This window comes from Mycobacterium sp. pR1184, assembly GCF_041287235.1.
In the GTDB taxonomy this organism is placed as follows: Bacteria; Actinomycetota; Actinomycetes; order Mycobacteriales; family Mycobacteriaceae; genus Mycobacterium.
On sequence record NZ_JBGGKR010000010.1, the window covers coordinates 134,395 to 159,103 of the forward strand.

A 24,709-nucleotide genomic window follows, 5' to 3' on the forward strand; every position below is an offset into this window, starting at 1 on the left:
CTACACGACGGAGGGCGGACATGGGTAGCGTGCGGGGTCTGGCGATGTTGCTGCGGGTGCTTTGCGTTGCCGCGCTGACACTCGGATTCGGCGGTGTGGCGACAGGGATCACGGGCAAGGCCAAAGCGGCGCCCTACGAGACGCTGATGGTGCCGTCGGGCGCCATGGGCCGCGATATCCCGGTCGCCTTCCTCGGTGGTGGTCCACACGCCGTGTATCTGTTGGACGCCTTCAACGCTGCGCCCGACGTCAGCAACTGGGTGACCGCGGGCAACGCGATGGGCACCCTGGCCGGCAAGGGGATCTCGGTGGTCGCACCTGCCGGCGGCGCCTGGAGTATGTACACCAACTGGGAGCAGGACGGCAGCAAGCAGTGGGACACCTTCCTGTCCTCCGAGCTACCCGACTGGCTGGCCGCCAACAAGGGCCTGGCACCCGGCGGCCACGCCGCCGTGGGCGCATCCCAGGGTGGGTATGCCGCGTTCGCGCTGGCGGCCTTCCACCCCGACCGTTTCGGCTTCGCCGGCTCGCTGTCCGGGTTCCTGTACCCGTCGAACACCACCACGAACGGGTCGATCCTGGCCGGCCTGCAGCAATTCGGCGGCGTGGACGGCAACGGCATGTGGGGCGCTCCGCAGCTGGGCCGGTGGAAGTGGCACGACCCTTACGTGCACGCCGCGCTGCTGGCGCAGAACAACACCCGGGTGTGGGTCTGGAGCCCGACCAACATGGGCGGCGACGCGCCCGCGATGATCGGGCAGGCCGGCGAGGCGATGGGTAACAGTCGCATGTTCTACCAGCAGTACCGCAGCGTCGGCGGCCACAACGGCCACTTCGACTTCCCGGGCGGTGGCGACAACGGCTGGGGCTCGTGGGCCGGACAGCTGGGTGCCATGTCGGGTGACATCGTGGGAGCCATCCGCTAGCCACGCGGGCCCGCTGGCAGGACGGACGGCGCCGCGCGCCGAGCCGGTACCGTGTATTGAGCAGCTAAGGGCGGGGTGGCCGCTTGCCTGGTAACACGCTGCGACCTACCGACTCTGCTAGCAGGAGAACATGACCTCGAATGCCCAGCGGCTGCGCAAGCGCCGCCGAATTCTCGCCTGGGTAGCCGCGCTGTCCATGGCCGGCGTCGTGCTGTTGGTCATCGTGGCCGTGGTGACGATGCTGCGCAGTACCGAAGCGCCGCCCAGCGCCGTTCCGCCGGGCATCCTGCCGCCTTCCTCGACGACGACGCATCCGCACAAGCCGCGGCCGGCCTCCCAGGACGCTTCCTGCCCGGACGTGCAAATGATCGTCGTTCCCGGCACCTGGGAGTCGTCGCCGACCGACGATCCGCTCAACCCGATGCAGTTCCCCAATGCGTTGTTGCACCAGGACACCCTGGCGATCGGCCAGCAGTTCCCGCCGTCGCGGTTGCAGACGTTCACCGTCCCCTACACGGCTCAATTCAACAATCCGCTGGGCGGCATCAAGCAGATGTCGTACAACGACAGCCGGGCCGAAGGTACTCGCGCGACCATCCAAGCGCTGACCGATATGAACAACAAATGCCCGCTGACCAGCTACGTACTGATCGGCTTCTCGCAGGGCGCGGTGATCGCCGGCGATATCGCCAGCGATATCGGCAACGGCCGCGGCCCCGTCGACGACGACCTGGTGTTGGGTGTGACGTTGATCGCCGACGGCCGTCGCCAGCAGGGGGTGGGCAACGACATCGGGCCGAACCCGCCGGGCCAGGGCGCGGAGGTCACCCTGCACGAGGTGCCGGTGCTGTCCGGGCTGGGTCTGACCATGACGGGCCCTCGGCCCGGCGGCTTCGGCGACCTCAACAGCAAAACCAACGAGATCTGCGCGGCCGGCGACCTGATCTGCGCGGCTCCGGACGAGGCGTTCAACGTCGCGAACCTGCCGAATACGCTCAACACGCTGGCCGGTGGAGCGGGCCAGCCGGTCCACGCGATGTACGCCACCCCCCAGTTCTGGAATCTAGACGGCGCCACCTCCACGGATTGGACATTGAACTGGGCGCGTAATCTCATCGCAAACGCGCCACACCCCAAGCACGGGTAGCCACCCCGGGCGCCTTGCACATCGCCAAGACAATGCCGGCGAGCTGGGCAAGGGGACACAGCAGTTAGGTAGGCGGTGCCGAGGGCAATCGGCGGTACCTTGAGATTTGGTCTGCCGCGCGCTGCCGCCTAACATTAAGAGAAAACTAAGAGCGATAAGAGTTTGGTGGTTCCCGACCGGGTGAAGCTCGGCCGGACCGGCGCAAGTTTGCGCCGCGTACGAGGCCGGCCCGCGCGCAGAGAACATTGTCGGCAACGCCGACACCAGAACCGCCGGAGTATTCGACCGGCGAGTGTGTAACAGGAGAGGGCGGCATGGCGTACCACAACCCGTTCATTGTGAACGGACGCATCAAGTTCCCGGATAACACGAACTTGGTCAAGCATGTTGAGAAGTGGGCGAAGGTGCGCGGCGACAGGCTGGCCTACCGCTTCGTCGACTACTCCACCGAACGCGACGGTGTCTACCGCGACATCGTGTGGCGCGACTTCAGCGCCCGCAACCGCGCCGTGGGCGCCCGTCTGCAGCAGGTCACCGAGCCCGGTGACCGCATCGCGATCCTGTGCCCGCAGAACCTGAACTACCTCATCGCCTTCTTCGGCGCGCTGTATGCCGGCCGGATCGCGGTGCCGTTGTTCGACCCCAGCGAGCCGGGCCACGTCGGCCGGCTGCACGCTGTCCTCGACGACTGCACACCCTCGACGATCCTGACCACCACCGAGGCCGCCGAAGGCGTCCGCAAGTTCATCCGGGCCCGAGCGGCCAAGGAGCGGCCGCGCGTCATCGCCGTCGACGCGGTGCCCGACGAGGTCGCCGCCACCTGGGTCGAGCCGGAAGCCGACGAGAACACGATCGCCTACCTGCAGTACACCTCCGGGTCCACCCGCACCCCGACCGGCGTGCAGATCACCCACCTGAACCTGCCCACCAACGTGCTGCAGGTGCTCAACGGCCTGGAAGGCAAGGACGGCGACCGCGGCCTGTCCTGGCTGCCATTCTTCCACGACATGGGTCTGATCACCGCGCTGCTGTCACCGGTGCTCGGCCACCACTTCACGTTCATGACCCCGGCCGCTTTCGTGCGCCGGCCCGGCCGCTGGATCCGGGAGATGGCGCGCAAGCCCGACGACGCGCCGGACTGCGAGGTCTTCACTGTGGCGCCGAACTTCGCGTTCGAGCACGCCGCCGTGCGTGGCGTCCCCAAGGACGGTGAGCCGCCGCTGGACCTGAGTAACGTCAAGGGCATCCTCAACGGCAGCGAGCCGGTGTCCCCGGCGTCGATGCGCAAGTTCTACGAGGCGTTCGAGCCCTACGGTCTGCGCAAGACCGCGATCAAACCGTCCTACGGTCTGGCCGAGGCGACGCTGTTCGTGTCCACCACGCCGATGGACGAGGCGCCCACCGTCATCCACGTCGACCGTGACGAGCTGAACAAGCAGCGCTTCGTCGAGGTGGCGGCGGACTCGCCGAACGCCGTCGCACAGGTGTCGGCCGGCGTCATCGGCGTCGACGAGTGGGCCGTCATCGTCGATCCCGACACCGCCAGCGAGCTGCCGGACGGCCAGATCGGCGAGATCTGGCTGCACGGCAAGAACCTGGGCACCGGCTACTGGGGCAAGGAAGCCGAGACCAACGAGGTGTTCCGCAACATCCTCAAGTCGCGGATCAGCGAGTCACACGCCGAGGGTGCCGACGACGACGGGCTGTGGGTGCGCACCGGCGACTACGGCACCTACTTCAACGGCCACCTCTATATAGCGGGCCGCATCAAGGACCTGGTCATCATCGACGGCCGCAACCACTACCCGCAGGACCTCGAGTACTCGGCCCAGGAGGCCAGCAAGGCGCTGCGCACCGGATACGTCGCCGCCTTCTCGGTGCCGGCCAACGAACTGCCGCAGGAAGTGTTCGACAACCCGCACACCGGGCTCAAGTACGACCCGGACGACACCTCCGAGCAGCTGGTGATCGTGGCGGAGCGCGCCGCGGGCTCACACAAGCTCGACTACCAGCCCATCGCCGACGACATCCGGGCGGCCATCGCCGTCCGGCACGGGGTCACCGTCCGTGACTTGCTGCTGGTGCAGTCGGGGACGATTCCCCGCACCTCCAGCGGCAAGATCGGCCACCGTGCCTGCCGCGCCGCCTACCTCGACGGCAGCCTGCGCAGCGGCATCGGGTCCCCAGACGCTTTTGCCAGTGCCACAGACTGAAATCAGGAACCATGGCTGACACAGAACCCGACCTGCCCGACACCTCTGACCCCGGCGCCGCTACCGACCCCGGCGCGGGCGCGCCCGCCAAGAGGGCCGATCTAACCGTCCCCGAGATGCGCGAATGGCTGCGCAACTGGGTGGGCCGGGCCGTCGGGCAGTCACCCGACGCGATCGACGAGTCGATCCCGATGGTGGAACTGGGCCTGTCGTCGCGCGACGCGGTGGCGATGGCCGCCGACATCGAGGACATGACCGGTGTGACGCTGTCGGTCGCGGTGGCCTTCCAGCATCCGACCATCGAGTCGCTGGCCACCCGCATCATCGAGGGCGAACCCGAACGTCCCGACGACGCCGGCGAAGTCGACTGGACCCGCCCCGGTCCGGCCGAACGCGTCGACATCGCGATCGTCGGGCTGTCCACCCGGCTGCCCGGCGACATGAACAGCCCCGACGAAACCTGGCAGGCCCTGATGGAGGGCCGCGACGCGATCACCGATCTGCCCGAGGGCCGCTGGTCGGAGTTCACCGAAGAGCCGCGTATCGCCGCACTGGTCGCCAAGGCCCGCACCCGCGGCGGTTACCTCAAGGACGTCAAGGGATTCGACTCCGAGTTCTTCGCCATCGCCAAGACCGAGGCCGACAACATCGACCCGCAGCAGCGGCTGGCGCTCGAGCTGACCTGGGAGGCCCTCGAGCATGCCCGCATCCCGGCGTCCAGCCTGCGCGGCGAGGCCGTCGGCGTGTATGTCGGCTTCTCCAACCACGACTACCAGTTCCTGGCGGTGTCCGACCCGACGGTCGCGCACCCGTACGCGATCACCGGTACCGCGAACTCGATCATCGCCAACCGGGTGTCCTACTTCTACGACTTCCGCGGCCCGTCGGTCGCGCTGGACACCGCCTGCTCGAGTTCGCTGGTGGCCACCCATCAGGCGGTGCAGGCGCTGCGCAACGGCGAATGCGACGTGGCGTTGGCCGGTGGTGTCAACGCACTGCTCACCCCGCTGGCGACGCTTGGTTTCGACGAGATCGGCGCGGTGTTGTCTCCCGATGGCCGGATCAAGTCGTTCTCCGCCGACGCCGACGGATACACCCGCTCCGAGGGCGGCGGCATGTTCGTGCTCAAGCGGGTCGCCGACGCGCGCCGTGACGGCGACCAGATTCTGGCCGTCATCGCCGGCAGCGCGGTCAACCACGACGGCCGGTCCAACGGCCTGATCGCCCCCAACCAGGATGCCCAGGCCGAGGTGCTGCGCCGGGCGTACAAGGACGCCGGGATCGATCCGCGCAACGTCGACTACATCGAGGCGCACGGCACCGGCACCGTCCTGGGTGACCCGATCGAGGCCGAAGCACTGGGCCGGGTGGTCGGCCGCGGTCGTTCCGCCGACCGCCCCGCTCTGCTTGGTGCGATCAAAACCAATGTGGGACACCTGGAGTCGGCCGCCGGTGCGGCCAGTCTGGCCAAGGTCGTGTTGTCGTTGCAGCACAACAAGCTGCCGCCGTCGATCAACTTCGCCGGGCCGAGTCCTTACATCGACTTCGAGGGCACCCACCTGAAATTCGTTGACAGCGCGACCGATTGGCCGCGCTACGGCGGCTACGCGCTGGCCGGGGTGTCGAGCTTCGGCTTCGGTGGCGCCAACTCGCATGTGGTGGTTCGCGAGCTGTTGCCCCGCGACCTCAAAGAGCCCGAGGCCCCGGCGCAGGTCATCGCGCCGGCGGCGCCCGGCGCCGACCCGACCGAGGCGCCCACGCTGGAATCGCACTCGCTGCGGTTCGACGACTTCGGCAACATCATCACCGACGAGTACGAGATCCCAGATTTCGAGCCCGAGCTGCCGGGCGTCACCGACGAGGCGCTGGAGCTCAAAGCCGCCGCGCTGGAAGAGCTTGCGGCACAACAGGAGTCAGAGCCCACCAAGCCGCTGATTCCGCTTGCGGTGTCGGCGTTTTTGACCTCGCGCAAGAAGGCTGCCGCAGCGGAGCTGGCAGACTGGATGGAAAGCCCGCAGGGCCAGGCGTCGTCGCTGGAGTCGATCGGCCGGTCGCTGTCGCGGCGCAACCACGGCCGCTCACGGGCGGTAGTGCTGGCCCACGACCACGAGGAGGCCATCAAGGGCTTGCGCGCGGTCGCCGAGGGCAAGCAACGGCCCAACGTGTTCAGTGTGGACGGGCCGGTGACCAACGGCCCGGTGTGGGTGCTCGCCGGATTCGGTGCACAGCACCGCAAGATGGGCAAGAACCTGTACCTGCGCAACCCGGTGTTCGCCGAGTGGATCGAGAAGGTCGACGCCCTGGTGCAGGACGAGCTGGGCTACTCGGTGCTCGAGCTGATCCTGGACGACTCGCAGGACTACGGCATCGAGACCACGCAGGTCACCATCTTCGCGATCCAGATCGCGCTGGGTGAGCTGCTCAAGCATCACGGTGCCAAACCCGCTGCGGTAGTGGGACAGTCGCTGGGTGAGGCCGCCTCGGCCTACTTCGCCGGCGGCCTGTCGCTGCGCGATGCGACTCGGGCGATCTGCTCGCGCTCGCACCTGATGGGCGAGGGCGAGTCGATGCTGTTCGGCGAGTTCATCCGGCTGATGGCGCTGGTGGAGTACTCCGCCGACGAAATCAAGACGGTGTTCTCCGACTTCCCGGACCTGGAGGTGTGCGTCTACGCCGCGCCGACGCAGACCGTCATCGGCGGACCGCCCGAACAGGTGGACGCGATCATCGCCCGCGCGGAATCCGAGGGCAAGTTCGCCCGCAAGTTCCAAACCAAGGGCGCCAGCCACACCTCGCAGATGGATCCGCTGCTCGGGGAGCTGGCCGCGGAGCTGCAGGGCATCAAGCCGATGAGTCCGACGTGCGGGATCTACTCGACCGTGCACGAGGGCAGCTACGTCAAGCCCGGCGCCGAGCCGATCCACGACGTCGACTACTGGAAGAAGGGGCTGCGCCACAGCGTCTACTTCACCCACGGCATCCGCAACGCAGTCGACAGCGGGCACACCACGTTCCTGGAGTTGGCGCCCAACCCGGTGGCGCTGATGCAGGTGGGCCTGACCACCGCGGACGCCGGCCTGCATGACGCCCAGCTGATCCCGACGCTGGCCCGTAAGCAGGATGAGGTCGAGTCGATCACGTCGACCTTGGCGCAGCTCTACGTCTACGGACACGACCTGGACATCCGGACGATGTTCACCCCCGCCAAGGGGCCGTGGGACTACGCCAACATTCCGCCGACCCGGTTCAAGCGCAAAGAGCACTGGCTGGACGCGCACTTCAGCGGCGACGGCTCGATCATCATGCCCGGCACGCACGTCGCATTGCCGGATGGCCGCCACGTCTGGGAGTTCGCACCCCGGGGCGAGACGGCAGACCTGGCCGCGTTGGTGAGAGCGGCTGCGGCTCAAGTGATTCCGGACGCGCAGCTGACGGCGGCCGAGCAGCGCGCGGTGCCGGGCGAGGGTGCCCGGCTGGTGACGACGATGACGCGGCATCCCGGCGGCGCCTCGGTGCAGGTGCATGCCCGCATCGACGAGTCGTTCACGTTGGTCTACGACGCGCTGGTCGCGCGGGCGGGTGCGGCAGTGACGGCCCTGCCGACCGCGGTCGGCGCGGGTGCCGCGATTGCACCCGTGGCCGAAACGGGAGTGACGCAAGCACCGGTCGCGGCGCCCGTCGATGAGCCCGAGGACGCCGAAACGTTGTCGGACAGCCTGACCAACCGCTACATGCCGTCCGACTTCGTCAAGTGGTCGCCGGATTCCGGTGAGACGATCGCCGATCGCCTGGGCGCGATCGTCGGCGCCGCGATGGGTTACGAACCCGAGGACCTGCCGTGGGAGGTCCCGCTGATCGAGCTGGGGCTGGACTCGCTGATGGCGGTGCGGATCAAGAACCGCGTCGAATACGACTTCGACCTGCCGCCAATCCAACTGACGGCGGTGCGCGACGCCAACCTCTACAACGTCGAGAAGCTGATCGAGTACGCGATCGAACACCGCGACGAGGTGGAGCAGCTGCACGAGCATCAAAAGACGCAGACGGCCGAGGAGATCGCCCGGGTGCAGGCCGGGTTGCTCAGCGGAGCAACGCCGGAATCGCTGGCCGCTCCCGCGCCGGATCCGCAGGCTCCGCCGCCGTCGGATGTGGCGGTTCCGCCGCCGCCGACCGACCCGTCCGGCCCGGCGGGCAACGGCGTCGCCAACGGTGCCAAGCCGAACCTGGCCGGAGCGGCCGAAGCGCTCAACTCCGAGGCCGTCGCCAAGGCGCTGAACTCCGATGTGCCGCCGCGCGACGCCGCCGAGCGGGTCACCTTCGCCACCTGGGCGATCGTCACCGGCAAGTCCCCGGGCGGCATCTTCAACCCGCTGCCCAAGCTGGACGACGCCAGTGCCGCCAAGCTGGCCGAACGGCTTTCCGAGCGCGCCGAAGGGCCGATCACCGCCGAGGACGTGCTGAGCTCGGAGAACATCGAGGCGCTGGCCGAGAAGGTGCGCCAGTACCTGGAGGCCGGCACAGTCGACGGGTTCGTCCGCACGCTGCGGGCGCCGATCGAGGGCTCGACCAAGCCGCCGGTGTTCGTCTTCCACCCGGCCGGTGGATCGACGGTGGTGTACGAGCCGCTGCTCAATCGGTTGCCCGCGGACACTCCGATGTATGGGCTGGAGCGCGTCGAGGGCACGATCGAAGAACGTGCGGCGCAGTACGTTCCGAAGCTGATCGAGATGCAGGGCGACGGGCCCTACATCCTGGCCGGCTGGTCGCTGGGCGGCGTGCTGGCCTACGCCTGCGCGATCGGACTCAAGAAGATGGGCAAGGACGTCGCCTGGGTGGGCCTGATCGACGCGGTGCGCGCCGGCGAAGAGGTCCCGCAGACCAAGGAGGAGGTCCGCGCGCGCTGGGACCGCTACGCCCGGTTCGCCGAGAAGACCTTCCAGGTCACCATCCCGGCGATCCCGTACGAGCAGCTCGAGGAGCTCGACGACGAAGGGCAGATCCGGTTCGTGCTGGAGGCCGTCAGCCAGAGCGGGGTGCAGATCCCGGCCGGGATCATCGAGCACCAGCGCACGTCGTACCTGGACAACCGGGCGATCGACACCGCCGAGATCCAGCCTTACGACGGGCATGTGACCCTCTATATGGCCGATCGCTACCATGACGACGCGATCATGTTCGAGCCGCGCTACGCCGTTCGGCAACCGGATGGTGGTTGGGGCGAGTATGTCGCCGACCTAGAGGTCGTGCCGATCGGTGGCGAGCACATTCAGGCCATCGACGAGCCGATCATCGCCAAGGTCGGTGCGCATATGACCCAGGCGCTGAACAAGGTCGAGGCAGAGCACCGCCGGACAAGTGAGGTAGGCAAGTAGTGACGGATGTAGCGCCTGGGCCGGCTCCTGTCGTCCACACCACGGCCGAGAAGTTAGCCGAGCTCAACGCTCGTCTGGAACTGGCCAAGGAGCCCGGCGGCGAGAAGGCCGCCGCCAAGCGCGACGCGAAGGGCATCCCCAGCGCCCGGTCCCGCATCCACGCACTGGTCGACCCGGGCACTTTTCTGGAGGTCGGGGCGCTGGCCAAGACCCCGAACGACCCCAACGCGCTCTACGGCGACGGCTGCATCACCGGCCACGCCATGATCGACGGGCGGCCGGTCGGGGTGTTCTCCCACGACCAGACCGTGTTCCAGGGCACCGTCGGCGAGATGTTCGGCCGCAAGGTGGCCCGGCTGATGGAGTGGTGCGCGATGGTCGGCTGCCCGATCATCGGCATCCAGGACTCGGGTGGTGCCCGCATCCAGGACGCGGTGACCTCGCTGGCGTGGTACGCCGAGCTGGGCCGCCGTCACGAAGCGTTGTCCGGAGTGGTGCCCCAGATCTCTCTCATCTTCGGCAAATGCGCTGGGGGAGCGGTCTATTCGCCGATCCAGGACGATCTCCTCGTTGCGGTGCGCGACCAGGGCTACTTCTTCGTCACCGGGCCCGACGTGATCAAGGAAGTCACCGGCGAGGAGATCACGCTCGACGAACTCGGGGGCGCCGACGTGCAGGCCCGCTACGGCAACATTCACCATGTCGTCGACACCGAGGCCGAGGCGTTTCAGTACGTCCGTGACTTCTTGTCATTTCTGCCGTCCAACGTCTTCGACAAACCGCCGGTCGTCAATCCCGGGCTGGAGCCCGAGATCACTCCGACGGATCTGGAACTCGACGCGATCATCCCGGACTCCGACAACGCGGCGTACGACATGCACGAGATCCTGCTGCGGATCTTCGACGACGGCGATGTTCTCGAAGTCGCCTCGCAGCAGGGGCCGGCGATCATCACCGCGTTCGCCCGAGTCGACGGGCGTCCGGTCGGAGTGATCGCCAACCAGCCCATGTTCCTGGCCGGATCGATCGACAACGAAGCCTCGGACAAGGCCACACGCTTCATCCGGTTCTGCGACATCTTCGAACTCCCGCTCATCTTCGTCGTCGACACTCCCGGCTTCCTGCCCGGTGCCGAGCAGGAGAAAAACGGCATCATCAAGCGCGGCGGCCGGTTCCTGTCCGCGGTCGTGGAGGCCGACGTACCCAAGGTGACGATCACCGTTCGCAAGTCCTACGGTGGCGCCTATGCCGTGATGGGATCCCGGCAGCTGACCGCCGACTTCAACTTCGCCTGGCCCACCGCGCGCATCGCGGTGATCGGTGCCGAGGGCGCCGCCCAGCTGCTGATGAAGCGGTTCCCGGACCCGACGACGCCCGAGGCGCAGCAGATCAAGAAGGACTTCATCGAGGGCTACAACCTCAACATGGCGATCCCGTGGACGGCGGCCGAGCGCGGCTTCATCGATGCGGTCATCGATCCGCACCAGACCCGGCTGCTGATCCGCAAGTCGCTACATCTGTTGCGGGACAAGCAGATCTGGTTCCGCGTCGGTCGCAAGCACAGCCTGCTTCCGCTCTAGCCGCGAGTCACCCCGGCCCGCCCGTCCCCCCGGCCGAGTGTGAATCTTACGACGCGACACGCCGTTTCAGCGTCGCTCAGTTCACGCTCGGCATGCGCAGCGCCCCGTTCACCAACTCGTCGAAGCGATCCAGCGCCTCCTCGGACTCGGCGTCGATACCGCGCAGCGGCCCGCGATCGGCCAGGTACCGCTGCGCGTAAAGCTGGGCCACCAGCGCCTTGCGCTCACCGCCGCGGGTCTCCCGCTCCCAGGCCGCCTGCTCGACGAGCAGCGCGCCCGCGTACACGTCACCCATGAATTGGGCCAGCGGGTACAGACGCGCCTCGGCGACGGTGCTGTCGAGTTTGGTCCAGGCCGTGATCGCGGCATCCAGGTCCTCGATGCGGCGCGCCACCAGTCCGGTGGTCTCGTCGTCATCGGAGACCGACACCGCATCGTGCAACCGCGCCAACAACGCCTCGTGCGCCTGGGTCTGCTGGATGCCGCGGCGCACATCGAGACACAGGATATTGTCGGGCCCTTCCCAAATCGTGTTCACTTGTGCGTCGCGCAAAAGCCTTGCCACCGGCCAGGTCTCGATATAGCCGTTGCCGCCGTGGATCTCGATCGCGTCCGAGGCCGCGGTGATCCCCAACCGGCACACCTTGAGCTTGGTGACGGGCACCGCGATGCGCTGACGCACGCTGCGGGGCTGGCGATGGTTGGCAGCGCCGGTGCCGTCGAAAACCATTGCTTGGGCGGCCTCGACGTCGACGATCAGCTCGGCCAGTTTGCGTCGCATCAGCGGCTTGTCGATCAGCGCGCCGCCGAACGCGTGCCGCTGTCGCGCATAGCACAGCGATTCGACCAGGGCGCGGCGCGCATTGCCCAGCCCGAACAAGGCGATGCCCAGGCGCGCGGCGTTGGTCAACTCCATCATCCGGGCCAGGCCCTTGCCGTCGGAGGGGCCCGCCTGAGTATCGGGGCCACTCGGTTGGCCGGACAACAGGAACGCCTCGGCGTCGACGAACTCGACCTCGCCGGACGCCACCGAGCGGGTGCCGAGCTTGTCCTTCAACCGCCGCACCCGCACGCCGTTGCGCGAACCGTCGCGGCGGGTGCGCAGCACCAGGAAGTTGGCGATGCCGCGGGTGGAGTCGGGCGCCCCCTCCGGTTTGGCCATCACCACGAATGCCTCGCCGGCGCAGTTGGACGCAAACCACTTGAATCCGTTGAGCAACCACGAGTCACCGCTACGTCGAGCCGTCGTCTCCAGCATCCCGAGGTCGGAGCCGCCGGTGCGTTCGGTCAGCAGCTGCGCGGTCTCGCCGGCCCATTCACCGGAGGCGAACTTGGCCTGCACATACTCGGCCACGTCGGCCGGCGCGTAGGCCGCCACCAGCGACTGGACCATGCCGCCGCCGGTGCCCAGCGCGCAGCCCATCCCGATGTCGGCCTGGTTGAGCAGATAGTTGGATGCGAACAGCGCCAGCCCGGAGCTCACCTTCGCGGCACGTGCGTCGGTGCGCAGTGCCTGCTGAGCCGCCAGCACCGCGCGCTTGGACTGGGTGAACGACGTCGGCATGACGACCTGGCTGACGTCGTGCCCCCACCGGTCGTAGCGCTCCAGCCGCGGCGGGTTGCGGTCCGTCTCCTCAGCCCAGCGGGCGACCGGGCCGCCCATCAGTTCGCCGATACTGGTCAAATGTGGCTCTAGGACGGCTAATTCGTCGGGTCGCAGATAGTAGGCCATCGTGAACTGCAGGGTGGGGTCGGTCCGGTACCAGTTCAGGCCCACCGCCCCGGTGTAATTGTCGGTCTGGTAGCGCCGCGACTTCTCCGGGGTCCAGAACGGCAGCCGGTCCACGGCTTCAACGTCGTAGTCGCTCATTCCGCGACGGTATTACAGCCCGGACCCTTGGTGAAGACACTGCGCCGAACGGCGTTCGACGCGCCGCACCGTTCAGCTCTTCCGCGGCCCGGCAAGAAAGAGCAGACGGAAATTGCCGATCTGTATCTCATCGCCGTCGCTGAGCACAGCCGAGTCGACAGGTTCACGGTTGAGATAGGTCTTGTTCAGGCTGCCGAGGTCGACGATGTGGAATTTGCCGTCTTCCCTGCGGAATTCGGCATGCCTGCGGCTGACCGTGATGTCATCGAGGAATACGTCGCTGGCGGGATGCCGGCCGACCGTGACGACGGGCTGATCCAATCGAAACTGCGATCCGGCATTGGGACCGCGCTTCACCACCAGGACGCCGACCCCGGTTCCCAACGTCCGCATATCCTCGACGGCGGCCTCCGCGATCGCCGCCGATTCGTCGAAGTCGCTGGGCACGCCGTTGCGTAGCGCAGCGGGCATCCGGGTGGTGCGCTGCGGGAGGTGTTCTGCTGCCGCGGTCATCGTTTCCTCGTGGCTCGATCACGCGGCTCGGGGTAACTGCGGATCGGCGCTGACGGTCTGTGGCTGCGGCCGATGCGGTATTGGGACCCAGCCCACGTACGTCAGGTACAGACCCACCAGCGCGAATGCGACGCACAGCGCCATCCACCACCCCTGCGCGCCGATCATGCTGTTGGCGACCGTCGCAAAGGCTTTGGGAAAGGCGAAGAGAAGCACGCCGCGCAGCGTGATGAGCCAGCCCGTCAGCGACACGATGATCGCGGCGGCGCCGCGCCAATATTGGTGGGTCGCCACGATGACAAGGCCGAACGCCAGGATGAAGGCACCAGCCACCCACGACCACAGCGGACTTGCCTCGAAGTCTGAAAGGACCGTCTGCATGTCCGACGCGCGTGCCACGGCCGTGACGTCGATGATGACCAGGAACGGGCCGAGCACGCGGGCGAACATGCGTGTCTTGGCCTGCGCTTGCGGTGAAGCGTCCATTGCCGTGCCTCCGTGTGGTGCTGGTTGTTCACACTCATCGCAGCATTCGATGGCCGTGCTGCGGTAGGGACGGAAGTCCCGTTCGGTTGAGGCATTCGTCAGTGGTGACTTAGGGCCCTCGCCCAGCGCGCGAGCCCGGCGCATGATCGGCCCAGAGGTCACAGAGCGAGGGAGACGGCGATGAAAGCCGACGTGGGTGACTGGCTTGTGCTCAAGGGCACTACGACCGGGGTAGCGGATCAGCGCGGCTTGATCATCGAGGTGCGCGGCGCGAACGGCGCACCACCGTTTGTGGTGCGATGGCTCGCCAGCGGTCACGAGGCGACGGTGTTTCCGGGTTCGGATGCCGTCGTCGTGACCGCCGCGCAGCAGCGACGGTCCGACGAGCGGGCACGCGAACGTGTCGACGCAATGCAGTCGGAACTGACGCATCACCATTACGAGTGAGGACGTTGCGCCGACCGGCTGATGTCAGACCGGTGCGACGAACTCCGAGGTGTAGAACTCGGCCGGATTCTGGGAGTGCGGATTCGGACGCTGGACAACGACCCAGACGCCCGTCGTGCCCGGCCGGATGGTGTCGGAAACGGTCACCGTTGCGCCGCCGGCGGCGTCGGTGTCCATCCCGGAAAACGCGGTGCCGGGATCCCCGGGACCGCAGCCACCCGACCCCGGCCGGGGTTCCTGAATCAAGCCCACATCGAAATGGGCTCCCGGTTCGGGCGCGTCCGACAAGTGCACCTCGGCAATCGCTTTCCCCCCGGCGGAATGAACAATGACCGACCCGGTGCCCAGGGCCGATTGCGGCACCATGGGTACGGTACTTACCAGACTGAAATCGCAACGCCGCAATTTGCTGTCCAAAACGACCGTTGTCCCGGCTTCGGCCCCCGCCGTGGCGATCCCCGCCGTCGCCACCGCCGACATGGCCGCTGTGAATGCCGCCCGGTATGCGGCGCGGCATATGCGTGTGTCCATAAGGTCCTCGATCCCTCCCCTGCTGTGTAACCCGAATCACAGCGGAGTAGATATTGACCTTTATTTGCTGAATTTAAACCAATTAATGAGATTACACAGACGTCAATTAAATGGCATTATTCGACCAGTGACAAATTATGTATTCTCCATTTCGTAAAACCCTTGCGACGCAGCCGGATTCGTCGGGCCTATTTAGGGCTTGATCCGGATCTGGCCGGGCGACCACCATCCGGTGCGCGTCGCGGTGCCCAAGTCGATCTGCGCGGGCTGGGCGTCGGCGATCGTCTCGAACCGGCGCAGCGACCCCCAGTCGCGGCCCCAGTCGTGGGACAGGTAGGTCGACATCACGTGGGCGCGCAGCAGCAGGTCGGTGATGCCCAGCAGGCCGCCGTTGACGCCGTCCTGCCAGGTGTCGGTGTCCTGCTTCTTGGCGTTGTAGTCCGGGGTGATGCGGAACCTCGGGATCTCGGTGACCCCGTTGACATGCAGCATCGGTTGCTGGCACGGGAACGCCAGCCCGACCGCCCAGTCCATCAGCACCGGCTGCGTCGAGCCGATGTACTCCTGCAAGGAGCGCAGTTCCGGCACCCGCGGCGGGGTCACCGCGATCCAGTCGTCGGCCGTCAGGGACAGGTCCTCGGCCACCACCCGCACCGCGACGGCGTCGGCGGGCATCGCCGAGCGCGCGAAGCGCAGATTGCGCCACACCTTCGGCTGCTCCCCGTACAGGTCGTACGGCACCAACCGGCCGCCCGGCGCCACGGTGCCGCCGGGTCCGGGCACGCCGAATTCCAATTCCACGGTCTGCCCGGCGGTGTGGTGGTGCAGGATGCTGTTGCCGGCGATCGTGCCCGCGGCGGTCACCACCACCAGCGGATGCCCAGCGTCCGGCTTCGGCAGCTGGTACCACGCCGAGGTGAGCCTGCTTTGCTGTTGCGCGCCGCTGGTGTAGCTGCCGGCCACCGGCACTCGCGCGGGGTCCAGCCCGTAGGGCAACGGCAGCAGCGACCCGTTGATGCCCGGCGCCGTAAGCTTGGTCGGCCCGTACCAGTCGTAGTCGGTGCCCGGCTGCGGGACCGCGGTCTCCCGCACCGCTTCGGCCAGGGTGCGTTCCGGTATCCCGTTGGGGCTGAACCCCGTTGGGTTCACTCCACCCAGCGGGCCCAAGGGGCCGTAATCAGCGGGCTCCGCGGTTTTGACGGGCGCCATGAAGCCGGCGTTGCTGTCCGGCTCGACGAGCACGTCGTCGGCCAGCCCGCAGCCGCCGCTGAATTCGCGCAGGTTGTCCCAGGCATTGGAGTAGGTGGGGTACTGGCGCACGATGCCGGCCGTCATCGACGCGATGAACACCAGCGCCATGAAGCCGGCCGCGATCGGGATCGGCGCCGCCGTCAGTGCCCGCGCCAGCCGGCCCTCGCCATGGCTCGGGTCGGCGAAGTGCAACCACGCCGCGTATACGGCGGTAATAGCGAAGAGTGCGAAAAAGATTGTGCTGATCGAGATTCCGCCGACCTTCGGCATCGAACTGTTGAACGGCACGCCATAGCTGGACACGTACCACCAACCGTTGGTGGTGGCGAAACACAGGGCCAACACGAACAGCAACGCCGCCAGGAACGCCATGCGGTTGCGCGACCAGCGCAGCACCTTCGGCGACACCAGCACCGTCGTCAGGGCGGCCATCGCCGCGCCCACCGCGGCGAACAGCCCGAAGTGGTGCACCCACTTGGTCGGGGTGAACATCAGGAAGAACATGGTGCCGAAGATGACACCCATCAGCCGCCAGGCCGGCCCGCGCGCCACCCCGGGAACTCGCTTGCGGCGCAACATGATGAATACCGCGGTGAACAAGCACAGCGCGGTGACCAGGAAGCCGAACCGGCGTGACAGCGAACCGTCGACGGTCGGCAGGATCAGGTAGTAGTAGCGCAGGTTCTCGGTGTACCAGGCCTGGCTCGGCCCGATATCGGTGCGAATCCTGGTGGCTTCCAACACCGTTGACAGTGTCTGGTCGGCGAATACCACGGTGAGGATCACGAAACCAGCGGCCAGCATCGGCGCCACCAGCGGCCAGGTCCCGACCAGGCGATGGCGTTTGACCAGAATCCGCAGGATCGGACGACCACCGGCAACCAGCGCGGCCACCGCGATCAGCCCGGTCGGCTGCACGCCCAGGGTGAACGCCGCGGTCACCACCGCCAGCGCCGCCGGGGTGAGTCGCGAGGCGCACATCGAGCGCTCGATCAGCACCCAGGTCAGCAGGGAACCCAGCGCGATGATCGGCTCGGGCCGCAGTCCGTTGTCGAACGGCATCCACGCGGTCAGCAACACCAGGCCCGCCGCCCAGTTCGCCGCCTTGCTCGACGTCACCGCGGGCCCTAACCGGGGCAGCACCTCACGCGACAGCAGCAGCCAGCACACCAGCCCGGCGACCAAGTCGGGCAGGCGCATCCACAAACTGTCGTCGCTGACGTGGGTCATCAGCGCCAGCAAGTTGTAGTACCAACCGAACGGGTCTTCCGGGCTGCCGAACCAGCGGAAATAGTTGGACATGTAGCCGGCATGGTCGGCGACGCGGGCCATGCCCAGGATGTAGCCGTCGTCCGACGAGTTCGCGCCGATCACATGCCACAGCACGAACCCGAAGATCACCGTGGCGTCGGCGAGGGTGAACTTCTTCCAGCGTGTCGGAATCCACCGCTGCATCCGCCGGCCGTCCAGCTGGTCCAACCGCCACAGCGCGACCAGTGAAACGATGGTGGACAGGATGGCGCCCACCATCGCCAGCAGCTTCAATGACGTTGGCGTGGTGGAGAACCGGGTGTCGATGGTGGACGAGAATTTCAGTCCCGGCGGCGCGGGACCGGTCAGGTCGGTGAACACTCCGACGATCTGCGGGCGCAGGTTGGGGTCGCTGAAACCACCGCCGAGCGGCTTACCCGCCGGGTCGTTCAACCCGACGAAAGTAGCGAAAGTGCCTGCGCGGGTGGAGGTTATCTCGATGCGCTGACACTGTGCGCCTTCGACCTGCTCGCGCGACGCGCTCGCGATGACCACGTTGCGGTCGGTCACGTCGACCCGCTTGGCGCTGACCACGACGAACAGCGCGTTGAGTGCGGCGTCCTTACCCTTCTTGGGGGCGGTGCTCAGCACCACGCCGCCCTCGGGCGGCAAGCCGCGTACCGCGCCGCACGGCACCGTCGCCGTCACGTCAACCGGGCTTAGTGAAATGAGCGGAGCCGTAACGCTGTTCAGGTGACCGTTTTGCGGCCAGTTGAGCATCGCGGTGGTCTGCACGACCGGCAGCAGGGGTGTGGCGACCGACAGAACGAAGCCGATCAGTCCGGTGATCGTGGCCACCCATCGGGTGACGCGGACGTCGTCGCGGGTTCGACCGGCCGCTGGTGCCTGATGTTCGATGACGCTCACGGTAGTGCCCGAATCGGTCCCTGCCGGCTCCAGCCGTTCACGGTCATCACACCCTGTTCGACGACGGCGTTAGGCGCCAGATCACTGGGCACCAGTGGGTAATACTGCTCGACCGAGCCCCAGTCGCGATACCAGTCCCCGCGCAGGTAGGTCGCGATCGTCGACGTCCGCAACATCGTCTGGGTGAACAGGAACGGGCCACCGGCCTCGCCGGCCTCCCATCCGTTCGACGACGCCGCCGTCTGTTTGTGGTCGGGAAGGATGCGGTACCCCGGAAGTTCGGCAACGCCAAGGTGTTCGGCGAACGGTCGCTGGCACGGGAAGTTCGCCGCGGTGGCGATGTCCATCAGCACCGGGGTTTGCGACCCCATCATCTGCTGCAAGGTCTGCAGCACCGGGACCCGCGGCGGCGTGAAGGCGAACCACTGATCCTCACTGAGGTTCGGGTCGTAGGCGACGATGCGCGCGACGTTGGCCTCCGGCGGCGCCCAGGTCAGCGGGAACCGCAGATTGCGCCATGCCGGCTCCGGTCCGATGTCGATCGGCTGCACCTCACCCAGCGGTTGGGTGGTTCCGTCGGGACGCGTAAGGCCCCACTGCAGCTTCAGCGACTGCCCGTAGGTGAAGGTGCCGTCCTCTTTGTACGACCAGATGGCGCCCGCGGCCGAGACCACCACCAGCGGCCGCTCCGGCGTGCGCGGCGGTAACTGATACCAGGACGAGGTGGCGGTCGCCGACAGCGAATTCTCGCCGTAGCTGCCCATCACCGGTGTGCGGGCGGGGTCGAGGCCGAACGGTAGCGCCACATTGGACCCGTTGATGCCGATGGGCCCCTTCCCGCCGGCGGTGCCCGCGGAGTCAGTCATGGCGGCGTTGGGCTTGTTGGGTGACGCGTCGGAATTCACCACGCCCGGTTTGGTCACCACGGGGTACGACCTCAGGTCGTCACCGACGCCGTCGGGTTTGAACCCGACCGGATTGATGCCGCCGAGTGGCCCGTCGGGTCCGAACGTTTGACCCGGAAGCGGTTGCAGCAGACCAACATTGGGGTCAGGTTCGGTCAGCACGTCGTCGGCCATCGCGCAGCTGGTGTTCGAGAGCCCGGAGCGCAGCGCGGCCAGGTTGGCCTTGGCGGTGGTGTAGAGCGGGTAGCGGAAGACCGCGCCCTTGGCCAGCGAGCCCACCTCGCCGAGCACCATGATCGTCGCGACGATCAACAGGGGAGTGGCGGCCAGCACGCGGTTGCGCCGACTCTCCTTGATCTCGGTCTGCCCTGTGTAGTCCATCCGGAAGTGCAGCCAGGCGGCCAGCAGTCCGGTCGCGATCGACATCGCCAGGAACATCGACGTCACCGGGTGGCTGGCGACGACTGGCTGGATGTCGAACCACGGCACCCCGTAGTTGCCGACGTAGAACCAGCCGTTGATGCCCGAGGTCGCCCAGGCCAGCAGGAACAGCAGCGCGGTCACGTACAGCGTCAGGTTGCGGCGGCTGTGCAGGCCGATCCGGGAGAAGGCGAACGCTGTGACCGCCCCGAGCGCGCCGGCCAAACTGGCGAACGCGCCGAACTGCACCGCCCACTTGGTCGGCGTGAAGGTCAGCAGCAGCAGGCCCAGCGCGGTGGTGCCGATCAGCCGCCAGGCCGGCCCGCTGGCCAGCCCCTGGACCCGGCCGCGACGCAGCAGCACCACCAGCATGCCGAACAGGCAGAGCAGCAGCACCAGCACCGCGAAGCGCCGTGCCATCGACCCGTCCGGGTTGGACTCGACCGTGAGGAAGTAGTAGCGCAGCCAGTCCTGGTACCACGCGATCGTCGGGCCGACCTTGTACTTAATGCGGGCCGACTCGGCGACCGTCGCCAGCGTCTGGCTGCGGAACACCACCACCAGGATCAACGACAGCGACGCCGCCAGCACGGCCAGCGGCGCCAGCAGCCCGTCGGTCGGCCGCCGGCGCCGGATGATCGTCGCGATGGCCCGCGCCCCGGTCAGCAGCGCCGCGACGGCGATCAGGCCCTGCGGCGCTAACGTCACGGTGAGCAGTGCGACCACGATGGCTACCGCGGCGGGAGCCAGCCGCTGCAGCGCGATCGCACGCTCCACCAGCATCCAGGTGACGATCACGCCGAGCGCGATCAGCGGCTCGGGGCGCAGGCCGTTGTTGAACGGCAGCCACGCGGCCAAGAACACCACGCCGCCGGTGAGCACCGCCACCGTGTTGGATCCCAGCCCGCCCTTGCCGGGCCCCAGCCGGCGCAGCCCCCAATGGCTGATCACCAGCCAGCAGGCGATCCCGGCCAGCGTGGCGGGCAGCCGCATCCACACCCCGGCGGTGCTGACCGCCGCCAGCTTGGACAGCACGGACAGATACCAGTCGAACGGCGCCTCGGTGGTGCCGAAGTAGCGGTAGTAGTTGGCCACGTAGCCGGCCTTCGGGGCTACCCGCGCGATGGTCAGGTTGTAGCCGTCGTCGGACGAGGTGGCGCCGATGACGTGCCACAACAGCAGCGTCGCGATCACGCCCACGTCGCTGAGCCACGTGGCCCAGCCGATCCGCCACCAATTGGCCCGTTGCTCAGGTGGGCGGTACCGGGACAGCCACGCCACCGGGGAGCGCCAGTTGACCAGGTTGCCGCCGCGGCTGTGGCGATCCAGCATCGCCAGCGCGACGATCGCGACCAGGACCGCCAGCACTCCGGCGGCCATCACCAGCTTCTTGAGCGCCGTCGGCGCCGTGATGAAGCGGGTGTCGATGTCGACCCGGGCTGACAGCCCCGGTTGCGGCGGGACCTTCAGATCGGTGAAGATGCCGCCGACCTGCGGCTTCTTTTCGGCGGGCAGGACGCCGGCGGCGCCGGGGATGCCGACGAAGTCCGCCCTCGCCGCGCCCGCGTCGGTCCAGACGTGCAGCACGCTGCAGGCGCCGATTGCCGAGCGCTTGGCCACCGCGGCCACGGTGTCGCGGAACGCGACGACGACTACGTCTTTGTCGGCCCGGACGAACAGGCCGTTCTTGCCCGGGTCCACGCCGCCGGTCGGCAATGTCGAGACCACCAACCCGCCGCTGGCCGGCAGGGTGGCTATCGCCGGGCAGGGAATGGAGATGTCGAGGGCCCGCGGCGCGCCCGATACCAGGGGCGAGGTGACCTGGGTGATGTGTCCGTCGACCGTGCCCTGCGGCCACAGGATGGTCGCGGTGGTCTGCTTGACCGGGAGTAACGGCACCACGAGGCACAACAGCAGGCCCGCGAGCCCGGCAGCGACGGCGACTAAGCGCAGGATCGGCTGCGGTCGCTCGTCGTGGGGCACGGGGTCCGATGGTAAGCGACGCGCCTTTGTCGGTTGAGGATGCGGGGCCGCGCGACGGGCCGGTAGCGCCGCGAAGCCCCGCGACCTGCCGGGCACGTTCGAAGATTCATACCTTTCTCCGGCCAGGTCTGAAACCATTTGATGCGATGACGGCCGCAGGTCTCCGGTTCGGTGTGTTGGGTCCCTTGCAAGTGACCGCCAACGACACCCGGCTGAATCTGGGCGCACCGAAGCAGCGCGCCGTCCTGGCGATGTTGGTGATCAACCGCAACCGGCCGGTGTCCGTCGACTCGCTGATCGGCGCGGTCTGGGACGAGGACCCGGTGCCGGCCGCCCGGATCAGCATCCAATCCCATGTCTCCAACCTGCGGCGGCTGCTGCGTACCGCGGGGGCCGAGCAGACGCTGGCGAGCGTCCCGCCCGGCTACCAGCTCAGCATCGCCGACGCCGACTGCGACCTCGGCCGCTTCAGCACCGAAAAGGCGGCGGGCACCCAGGCCGCCGCCGGGGGCAGGTTCGAGGACGCCAGCAGCCACCTGTCCGCCGCGCTGAGCCAATGGCGCGGGCCAGTGCTCGACGACTTGCGCGAGTTCGCCTTCGTCGACGCGTTCGCCACCGCGCTGATCGAGGAGAAGGTCGCCGTCCACACCGCGCGCGCCCAGGCAGAAATCGCCTGCGGGCGCGCGGAATCCGTCATCGGTGAGCTCGAGGCGATCACCGCCGAACATCCTTACCGGGAACCACTGTGGGCGCAATTGATGACCGCCTACTACATGACCGAGCGGCAATCCGACGCCCTCGGCGCGTATCGGCGACTGAAGACGGCGCTGGCCGAGGGGCTCGGCATCGACCCCGGGCCGACGGTCACCGAGCTGCATGAGCGCATCCTGCGCCAGGAACCGCCGCCGCGCACCCGGGCGGCCCTGACCACCCTGAAGGTCAGCGTCGACGCGCCCGTCGTCGAGTCAGCCGCGATTCCGGCCGACGGATCCGTCGTTGTGTCGTTGCGCGACAAGGCCGGAAGCCAGTACCGGCTCAACGACGCGACCACCCGGATCGGACGTTTCATGGACAACGACATCGTCCTCGACGACGACGACGTCAGCCGCTATCACGCCGTGATCACCGACAGCGGAACAGGTTTCGTGATCACCGATCTGCGCTCCACCAACGGCGTCGAGGTGCAGGGCAAGCGCGTCCGCGGCAGCGTTGTCCTGGGCGACGGCGATCACATCAAGATCGGCAGCCGAGAGTTCACGGTCGAAATACGTTCGGAATAGCCGCTATTCTCCCAGCCTCGCGGCCAGCGTCGAGCAGCCCGGGCCGCTGAGATCGGCCAGCGCGGTGCGGCGCCCGGTCATCGCCATCAGTAGCGCTTCGCCCGGGCCGGTGACTTCCGGCCCGGTGCCGTGTGTCCAGTCGACGTCGGTGGCCCGCAGTTGCAGACCCCTGATCCGGCGGCCGGCGCCCAGGCGTGGATTGCCGGGCACCACGGCGAGCACCCGCTCGAGCCGTTCGGCCGGCACGCTGCGCGGCCGACCCAGCGACCGGCGGATGTCCTGGTGATGGATCGTGCCGTCGACGAGGGCGATCATGCCGCCGAAACCCGCTGTCAGTCCCCGTGGTTGGAGGTGGTTGCGCAGAAGTGTGAGCAATTGCTCGGCGCTCAATGAGGCGAATTCGTCGACCCCAACCTGATTGGCCCGGACCACCCAGCCCTTCGCGAAACGCTTCAACAGCCCTAACTTGCCGAGCTCCTCATAGCTGATCACGTGGGCGACGACGTCTTTAACGGTCCACTTGGAGCATAGGCTCGGCGTCTCCCAGTCCTGCGGCGACAACGTGGCCAGGAAATCCGCAAGGTCGGCCCGCTCGTCGTGGGCCATGCTCATCATGGACCTGGCGGTCATTCCCGTACTCCGGCGGTGAGGCCGACGTAGCGGCGCAGGTACAACGGCCACCCGGCCTCGCCGTCGACTCCGTCGGCGACGGACTGCCAGCCGGGGCCGTGCCGGTCGAGGTGGCGGTGCTCCAGCTCGACACGCGTGCGCGTTTCGGACTCCGCGGTGAAGCGCACCTCGACTTCGCTGGTTCGTGACTTGTCGGGTTCTGGTTGCCAGGACGCACTGATGTCCCAGGTGAACAACAACCGGTGTGGGGGTTCGTAGGCCAGCACCCGCGCCCATCGGCACTCGCTGCCGTCGACGCCACGGTCGTAAATGTGGCCGCCCGCGTGGGTTTCGAATACCGTTTCGGCGATCGGAACCGCGAGCAGGTTGTGCTCACGCGGTTTGAAGTCACCGAACTGCTCGGTGAAGACGGCGAACGCACGCTCGATCGGCGCATTGACGATGACCTGGTGCTGAATTTCCGGACTTCCCCCCCGCGTCATGACGCTTCTCCTTCGATCTCGGTGAACTTGGCCGCGTAGTTGGCCAGGGCTTGTGTCCAGAACCGGTCCAGCTCGGCGCGCAACGCCTCCAGACCGGTCGGGTCGAGCTGGTAGACGCGCCGGGTCCCCGCCGCCTGGTCGCACACCAGCCCGGCGCGTTTGAGCACCTTGAGGTGCTGTGAGACCGCCGGTCGGCTGACGGGTAGGTCCTGGGCGAGTTCGCCGACGGCCGCCGGGCCATGCGAAAGGCGCTCCATGATGGCCCGTCGCGTGCGGTCCGCCAGGGCGACCCACGCGTCACCGCTGGCTTGGTAAGTCATCACGAACCGTAAGCCTACGCTTACCGATGTCGGGCGGCAATGCCCACAGATGCTCGAATGCCCTGGTCAGCGGCGCATGAATTTCGCAAGGATCTCGCAAATGCACCGCAAGCGCGGCGCGTGAGACTACCGGCGTCGGCACACAAACCAGAAAGAGTCGCCCAGGCCGACGGCG

Annotated in this window: 16 protein-coding genes; 7 read left to right on the plus strand and 9 right to left on the minus strand. The window is 67.6% G+C overall.

The genetic code is table 11. The features are described 5' to 3' along the window. Positions 1-20 precede the first annotated feature (20 nt). The 5 genes from ACAG21_RS18625 (at position 21) to ACAG21_RS18645 (ending at position 11,238) form a co-directional block, all read left to right on the plus strand. Complete coding sequence (locus ACAG21_RS18625) at positions 21-926, plus strand: esterase family protein (protein ID WP_370497733.1); 906 nt, start codon at positions 21-23, stop codon at positions 924-926. A 130-nt stretch (positions 927-1,056) separates the two neighbouring features. Then, positions 1,057-2,073, plus strand: coding sequence for a cutinase family protein (locus ACAG21_RS18630; RefSeq protein WP_370497734.1), 1,017 nt, complete (start codon positions 1,057-1,059; stop codon positions 2,071-2,073). 314 nt (positions 2,074-2,387) lie between these two features. Further along, complete coding sequence (fadD32, locus tag ACAG21_RS18635; RefSeq protein WP_370497735.1) at positions 2,388-4,286, plus strand: long-chain-fatty-acid--AMP ligase FadD32; 1,899 nt, start codon at positions 2,388-2,390, stop codon at positions 4,284-4,286. Positions 4,287-4,402: 116 nt separating this feature from the next. After that, on the plus strand, positions 4,403-9,658 hold the full coding sequence (gene pks13 / locus ACAG21_RS18640; protein WP_370497828.1) for a polyketide synthase Pks13: 5,256 nt from the start codon (positions 4,403-4,405) through the stop codon (positions 9,656-9,658). Continuing rightward, entirely contained in the window at positions 9,658-11,238 is a 1,581-nt protein-coding gene (locus tag ACAG21_RS18645; protein ID WP_370497736.1) for an acyl-CoA carboxylase subunit beta, read from the plus strand. The genes pks13 and ACAG21_RS18645 overlap by 1 nt, the downstream gene beginning before the upstream one ends. A 76-nt stretch (positions 11,239-11,314) precedes the next feature. Here the strand turns inward: ACAG21_RS18645 and ACAG21_RS18650 are convergent, their stop codons facing one another. The 3 genes from ACAG21_RS18650 to ACAG21_RS18660 form a co-directional block, all read right to left on the minus strand. Then, positions 11,315-13,108, minus strand: coding sequence for an acyl-CoA dehydrogenase family protein (locus ACAG21_RS18650; RefSeq protein ID WP_370497737.1), 1,794 nt, complete (start codon positions 13,106-13,108; stop codon positions 11,315-11,317). Between the two features lie 72 nt (positions 13,109-13,180). After that, entirely contained in the window at positions 13,181-13,579 is a 399-nt protein-coding gene (locus tag ACAG21_RS18655) for an FHA domain-containing protein (protein ID WP_370497829.1), read from the minus strand. A 60-nt stretch (positions 13,580-13,639) separates the two neighbouring features. Next, positions 13,640-14,107: a hypothetical protein gene (locus ACAG21_RS18660; protein WP_370497738.1), complete on the minus strand. Its 468-nt coding sequence runs from the start codon at positions 14,105-14,107 to the stop codon at positions 13,640-13,642. 180 nt (positions 14,108-14,287) lie between these two features. On the opposite strand from ACAG21_RS18660, the gene ACAG21_RS18665 reads away from it, so the two are divergent. Beyond that, positions 14,288-14,554, plus strand: a complete 267-nt coding sequence (locus ACAG21_RS18665; protein WP_370497739.1) for a DUF1918 domain-containing protein — start codon at positions 14,288-14,290, stop codon at positions 14,552-14,554. 24 nt (positions 14,555-14,578) lie between these two features. Here ACAG21_RS18665 and ACAG21_RS18670 read toward each other — a convergent pair whose 3' ends face one another. The 3 genes from ACAG21_RS18670 to ACAG21_RS18680 form a co-directional block, all read right to left on the minus strand. After that, a complete protein-coding gene (locus ACAG21_RS18670; protein WP_370497740.1) occupies positions 14,579-15,085 on the minus strand; it encodes a hypothetical protein in 507 nt (168 codons plus the stop codon). Positions 15,086-15,277: 192 nt separating this feature from the next. Beyond that, positions 15,278-18,514 carry an arabinosyltransferase domain-containing protein gene (locus ACAG21_RS18675; RefSeq protein WP_370497741.1) on the minus strand — a complete coding sequence of 1,079 codons (3,237 nt, stop codon included), beginning with the start codon at positions 18,512-18,514 and terminating at the stop codon, positions 15,278-15,280. Beyond that, a complete protein-coding gene (locus ACAG21_RS18680) occupies positions 18,511-21,822 on the minus strand; it encodes an arabinosyltransferase domain-containing protein (RefSeq protein ID WP_370497742.1) in 3,312 nt (1,103 codons plus the stop codon). The genes ACAG21_RS18675 and ACAG21_RS18680 overlap by 4 nt, the downstream gene beginning before the upstream one ends. Positions 21,823-21,968: 146 nt before the next feature. On the opposite strand from ACAG21_RS18680, the gene ACAG21_RS18685 reads away from it, so the two are divergent. Then, positions 21,969-23,102 carry a BTAD domain-containing putative transcriptional regulator gene (locus ACAG21_RS18685; RefSeq protein WP_370497743.1) on the plus strand — a complete coding sequence of 378 codons (1,134 nt, stop codon included), beginning with the start codon at positions 21,969-21,971 and terminating at the stop codon, positions 23,100-23,102. 3 nt (positions 23,103-23,105) lie between these two features. Here the strand turns inward: ACAG21_RS18685 and ACAG21_RS18690 are convergent, their stop codons facing one another. Genes ACAG21_RS18690 through ACAG21_RS18700 form a run of 3 tightly spaced genes read right to left on the minus strand, consistent with a single transcriptional unit; the run spans position 23,106 to position 24,534 of the window. Then, complete coding sequence (locus ACAG21_RS18690; RefSeq protein ID WP_370497744.1) at positions 23,106-23,732, minus strand: maleylpyruvate isomerase family mycothiol-dependent enzyme; 627 nt, start codon at positions 23,730-23,732, stop codon at positions 23,106-23,108. Next, positions 23,729-24,214 (minus strand): SRPBCC family protein, encoded by a 486-nt coding sequence (locus tag ACAG21_RS18695; protein ID WP_370497745.1) that lies wholly within the window; start codon positions 24,212-24,214, stop codon positions 23,729-23,731. Before ACAG21_RS18695 ends, ACAG21_RS18690 begins: the two co-directional genes overlap by 4 nt. After that, positions 24,211-24,534: an ArsR/SmtB family transcription factor gene (locus ACAG21_RS18700; protein WP_370497830.1), complete on the minus strand. Its 324-nt coding sequence runs from the start codon at positions 24,532-24,534 to the stop codon at positions 24,211-24,213. Before ACAG21_RS18700 ends, ACAG21_RS18695 begins: the two co-directional genes overlap by 4 nt. Positions 24,535-24,709 lie beyond the last annotated feature (175 nt).